3 protein-coding genes are annotated in these 2274 nt (G+C 32.3%); all 3 read right to left on the bottom strand.

The window, feature by feature from the left end:
- Window positions 1-124: 124 nt before the first annotated feature.
- Window positions 125-568 (bottom strand): phage integrase SAM-like domain-containing protein, encoded by a 444-nt coding sequence (locus tag JQM81_RS13345; RefSeq protein WP_235234293.1) that lies wholly within the window; start codon window positions 566-568, stop codon window positions 125-127.
- A gap of 384 nt (window positions 569-952) precedes the next feature.
- Window positions 953-1516: a TIR domain-containing protein gene (locus tag JQM81_RS13350; RefSeq protein WP_235234295.1), complete on the bottom strand. Its 564-nt coding sequence runs from the start codon at window positions 1514-1516 to the stop codon at window positions 953-955.
- 12 nt (window positions 1517-1528) lie between these two features.
- The coding region (locus tag JQM81_RS13355; protein ID WP_235234298.1) for a macro domain-containing protein at window positions 1529-2274 on the bottom strand (746 nt) is incomplete at its 5' end.

Raw genomic sequence — 2274 nt, forward strand, 5'->3', positions numbered from 1 at the left:
CAGGGTGCATAGTTACATTTTAAGAATTTATGATAAAGGTTTCCACCAACGGAATGGTGGTTTCCTTAAAAACGGATTTGCGGTTTCCTAAGTCCGGACAGCAGGGACACGGCCCCCGGATTATTCATAATATTGACAATTCTTCGGGCGTGAATATGTTTTTGATTTCCTTTTGCTCTTTACAATGGGTAAATTCTATATCTTCTCTGATATATCCTTTATCAATTCCATATTTTACAATCGGAGAAATTTTAAAAACATAACTATTTGTTGTTGATGCCTTGTGATATTGTTGCAAATATAAATAATACTCGTTGATTAAATCCTGTGTTATATCTGAACACATCAGTTCATATCCTGTAAAATCTAAAAAATACGCACTTGCATACTTATATCCCGTTATCGTTTCTTCTACAAGACCTTTTCTTCTACACTCCTTTAAGTACAATTCCAACAAACTTTGATAACTAATATTCAACATTGAATGTTCTGTTGCTGGTACTTTTCTCTTTCTTCTTTTCATCTCAGGTAATGTTGTTTCTTTAGTTTCCTGTGGCTCTTTCGTCATATCATAACTCCTTTCAAAACATAAAAAATAGGTAGCTACCATATCTACTTTCTTTTCGAAAATAAACACTATAGCTACCTAATGATTTTTGTCTTAAAAAGTCTGAAATCCCTTTAAATTCAAGGGTTTGCAAGCCTTAAACCTATTCCATTTCGGCTCCGTCGCGGCAAAACTTAACGGAATTAATTAATGTTCTGCCGACAATAAGCGAAGTTTTTATTTCTACTACATAATTTACACTGGCTTTCTGATGAACTGTTGCCAGAATGTTGCCATGCTTGTATTATACATAAAATCTAGAATTCACTCAAACTAAATTTTATATAATTCTGGATATATTTATTTAAACCAAACTCGTTGCTATATATTCTTCCATCTCCGCTATTAATCTAGTTTATAATGATATTGACCAGCCTCAGTCATAGTTTGTACCTTAAAATCTGGATCTTTTAATGCACTTGTTATTAAAGTTTTCTTATATGGAACATGTAATGTAGCAACTTTATCCATATTATCCCTAAACTTCGGCAATTTATCCCACAGATCTTTAACCTGCTTTCTCATTCCCGTAGAGCACCAAATATCTGATTTTTCTTTGAAATCTGGATAAATAACAATCACTGGAAGTCCTTTCGTATTGATTCCATAATCAATCTCTTCACGGAGAGCTCTACTATTTTTTGTATTTTCACTTAAGAAAAGAATAATATTCTTTGAAACATCAAGTCTATCATGTAATCTTTTCTTTAACGTTTCCCACGAACTATCATCCCGAACATTATATGTTTTTGCGTGAGCATCCACAAAAGGAAAAGAACTATCAGCTCCTTTCCATGCACGAAGTTGATTATAATACAAAAAATCCGGAGTAGCATTAGCTCCTAAATTTGATTCACTAAATGGTTCCTTTACATAAAATGCTGTGTAGTTTGCTGTTCTGTTTGCCATTACTTTCCTCCCTCATTTAAAATTTTGATTATGTTGAATATGGTAAAAATCTAAATCATCGATATCTGATTTATAAATTACAATATTTATTTGTTTATCTCCATATGTATTGTGGAATCCACTTATCTTCAGAGACCACAACATAACTTCTAGTAACTCTTGTTTCGAGGGTTTTCCATTCCTGAATCTTGCAATCCCCGCTCCCATTAAAGGAATATTTATAGTTCGCCCAGCATATATTTCATCAATATTCTCCCAAAAACGCATCCAAAATCCTGTATATTCCTCAGCGGACAAATATGCTTTATTGTTTTCATTAAATTTAGTAAATGCAGCAAGTACATAGGATTCAAATTCAACTACACTTCCAATAGAATACTTTATCTTTCTCCCCCTAATCCTATCTGGAACTTCTATACAATTACCCTCTTTATTTAATATCTCATCTGTTTCTATGGTATGTTCCAATTTTTCTAACTTTCCTGCTTGAACAATTCTATCAATATATTGTCCATGTAAAGTCTTTTTCGCAATAATCCGATCGTCTACAATTGTATCATAATAATCATTTACCGCAATAACACTAATTTCATCTTTCCGATTTTCTGGTTCTTTATCCAATAATCCAAAAATATTTCCCTCTTGAATTTGTATCTTCGTATTATTTATTTTCAATCTTACACATTTCTGATGATTCGCACTCCACCACATACACATGAAAAGTAGTATCAATATCACAATAAACATAGTTACTACAC

Origin of the sequence: Faecalicatena contorta (genome assembly GCF_021531895.1) — a bacterium.
GTDB lineage: Bacteria > Bacillota > Clostridia > Lachnospirales > Lachnospiraceae > JAFBIX01.

Bases quoted from the DNA above. Each gene is read 5' to 3' on its own strand.
- JQM81_RS13345 (WP_235234293.1), bottom strand. From the start codon at position 568: ATGACGAAAGAGCCACAGGAAACTAAAGAAACAACATTACCTGAGATG.
- JQM81_RS13350 (WP_235234295.1), bottom strand. From the start codon at position 1,516: ATGGCAAACAGAACAGCAAACTACACAGCATTTTATGTAAAGGAACCA.